This window comes from Planktothrix sp. FACHB-1355, from assembly GCF_014748295.1.
Lineage (GTDB): Bacteria > Cyanobacteriota > Cyanobacteriia > Cyanobacteriales > Aerosakkonemataceae > Aerosakkonema > Aerosakkonema funiforme_A.
Map to the genome: position 1 here is coordinate 1 of NZ_JACJUP010000953.1, position 2,850 is coordinate 2,850.

Genomic DNA, 2,850 nt, shown 5'->3' on the forward strand with positions numbered 1-2,850 from the left:
GGCAGGTTTATCCATGTATTTCCAAAGCCAGATAAATCAGTTTTACTGGATCTATAGCTTCTGGCCAGAACCAGTTAATCCTCTCAACTCCTATAGGGGTGGGTTGCACGACAAACCACGACCCAACGGTTAGGTGTACAGACAGTTTCCTACTTAGAATCTTCCTGTCCCCATAATAAGTAGTTGGAATATAACAATCATAAGGACTATCCAGTCGCCGTTTTTCTTGTTCAGTTTGTTTTCTTTGAGGAAGTCAAATCGCCGTGTCCTCCAACACACTCCGACAAAAGCCATCCACAACGATCGCACCAGGATTTAACTTTGTTCAGACGATCGCTAAAGTCACTGGCGGAACTCTTCTGAGCGTCACCATGCTAACCAGTTCCATTGTAGCTGGCGGGCTGGTTGGCCTAGCGATTAGCTTCCGCAACCTCCCAGATGTGAGGATTATGGGCACCTACTCTCCGTCAGAAACAACTCACATCTACGATATCAAAGGCAAGTTGCTTGCCAGTATCCACGGTGAAGCAAATCGCGAAGTCGTCCCCCTGGACAAAATTTCTCCCGAACTCAAACGAGCTGTGATGGCTATTGAAGATAGCCACTTCTACCTGCACCACGGCATTAACCCAAGCAGTGTCGGTCGCGCCATCAAAGCCAACTGGGAAAAAGGTGGGGTCGTAGAAGGTGGTTCGACGCTGACCATGCAGTTGGTCAAAAATATATTTCTCAATCACAAGCGGGCTTTTAGCCGTAAAGTAGCAGAAGCGGTGATGGCCATACGCTTGGAGCAAATCCTTACGAAAGACAAAATTTTAGAGCTATACCTGAATCAGGTCTACTGGGGTCATAACAACTATGGGATTGAAACCGCTTCGGAAAGCTATTTTGGCAAGAGCGCTGCCGATTTAAACCTGGCGGAAGGAGCGATGTTGGCAGGTTTAATTCAAGCTCCAGAAGAGTACAGCCCCTTTCTGAACTACAAGAAAGCAAAAGCCCGACAAGCACAGGTTTTGGGGAGGATGAGGGAGCTCAATTGGATTACCGCCGAAGAAGAAGCCGCCGCGAAGAAGCAAGTGCTTAAATTAGGTAAACCTACCTCGTTTCAGAAAAGTTTGCTTCCATACGTCACCGATGCTGTCACTCAGGAGTTGATCCAACGCTTTGGACGCTCTACGGTGGAAAAAGGCGGGATGCGAGTTCAAACTACGATTGACCTCAATTTCCAACGTATGGCGGAAGAGTTCATCGGTCGCGAACACGCGAGATTGCAACGCCGCGGATTGTGGGGTACGGAACTGGCTCTAGCAGCAGTCGATCCCCGCACCCATTTTGTCAAGGCGATGGTAGGAGGTTCCGACTACAGCAAGAGCCAGTTTAATAGAGCTACTCAAGCTCGCCGTCAGCCAGGATCTGCCTTTAAGCCGTTCGTTTATTATGCGGCGTTCGCTACTGGTAAATATTCGCCGGAATCTACTGTCTACGACACTCCTGTTCGCTATCGCGATGGCAGTCGCGGCTACGCTCCCAGAAACTACGACAATACTTTTGGTGGAGCGATGAGCATTCGAGCCGCACTACAAGTATCGCGTAACGTTCCGGCAGTGAAAATGGGACGGGCTGTGGGGTTGGATAAGGTGATTGAAGTTTGCCGGACTTTGGGCATTAAGAGCCCAATGGAACCTGTGATTTCTCTACCTCTGGGGGCTATTGGTTTATCGCCGATGGAAATGGCCAGCGCTTATGCGACCTTCGCCAGTACCGGTTGGCAATCCGATACCACCTTCATTGTGCAAGTGACTGATTCTAGCGGCAACGTGTTACTGGACAACACGCCCAAACCCAAGCTAGTTCTCGATCCTTGGGCAGCTGCTTCTATTACCAGCGCTATGCAATCCGTAATTAATAGCGGTACTGGAAAATTAGCTCAGATCGGTCGCCCTGCGGCTGGGAAAACTGGTACAACTTCTTCAGAAAAAGATGTTTGGTTTGTTGGCTTTGTACCGCAATTGTCTGTGGCTATTTGGATTGGTAGAGATGATAACAGACGTTTGGCATCTGGTGTAACGGGCGGTCATTACGCCGCGCCGATTTGGCGTAATTTTATGCTTAAAGCGATGAATGGCGTCTCTGTGGAATACTTCCCATCGGCTTCCAAGTTTAAGCGTCCTCGTCCCTAAGAAATTTTAGATTTTGGATTTTAGATTTTAGATGGGTAAAGTTGGTGCGAAGCGAACAATTATCAGAAACTGACAAGCCGCCCAATCATCTAAAACCTAAAATCTAAAACTCAATGGGACTAGGGCTGCTTTTCCAGTTCTGCCTTCATACGCTGGAGGGTAAAACTCATTTGGTCAAACATTTGCTGGGGCGTAATCCCAAATTGACCTAACTGAGTTTTCAGTTGCTGCACGGTCATTTGAGCCATGAAATCTTCGGAAAGCTCAAAGCGCTTCATAAAAATGCGATAGCGCTCCATCATCGCTTCCCATTGCTCGATGAACAGCTTTTTGCCCTCGCGGTCAAATTTGCCGTAGTTATTGCCAAGTTGGATGAGGGATTGATAATCCTCAGCTAGTTGCTTTAGTTCTTGCTGAACAATCTCAGAGTCAAAAAATCCCATTGCGCTTCCATTCAGTCGAAAATTTGGATTAGTGGCTAATTCGATCGCATCTGCTACAATTCTAGTCCAGTCTGCAATTATCTTTCCAAAAATTTGCCCAAAGGTCGATCGCGATCGATTTTTTTGGCTCGACCAAGCTTCAGATGGAGGAAGCAAATTAATATTTTGACACTCCTCGACCTCAAGGTACGAGGATTCTTGGGCTGAATCCTGCCGCCACTAAGTAA

2 protein-coding genes are annotated in these 2,850 nt (G+C 47.5%); one reads left to right on the forward strand and one right to left on the reverse strand.

Going from position 1 to position 2,850, the window contains the following annotated elements:
- Nucleotides 1–371: 371 nt before the first annotated feature.
- Nucleotides 372–2,180, forward strand: coding sequence for a transglycosylase domain-containing protein (locus tag H6S82_RS27425; RefSeq protein WP_190473219.1), 1,809 nt, complete (start codon nt 372–374; stop codon nt 2,178–2,180).
- A 119-nt stretch (nt 2,181–2,299) separates the two neighbouring features.
- On the opposite strand, the gene H6S82_RS27430 is transcribed toward H6S82_RS27425, so the two are convergent.
- Complete coding sequence (locus H6S82_RS27430) at nt 2,300–2,623, reverse strand: DUF1825 family protein (RefSeq protein ID WP_190473222.1); 324 nt, start codon at nt 2,621–2,623, stop codon at nt 2,300–2,302.
- Between the last annotated feature and the right edge of the window lie 227 nt (nt 2,624–2,850).

Excerpts from the sequence above, each read along its gene's own strand:
- H6S82_RS27425 (WP_190473219.1), top strand. The coding sequence starts at position 372 with ATGCTAACCAGTTCCATTGTAGCTGGCGGGCTGGTTGGCCTAGCGATT.
- H6S82_RS27430 (WP_190473222.1), bottom strand. The coding sequence starts at position 2,623 with ATGGGATTTTTTGACTCTGAGATTGTTCAGCAAGAACTAAAGCAACTA.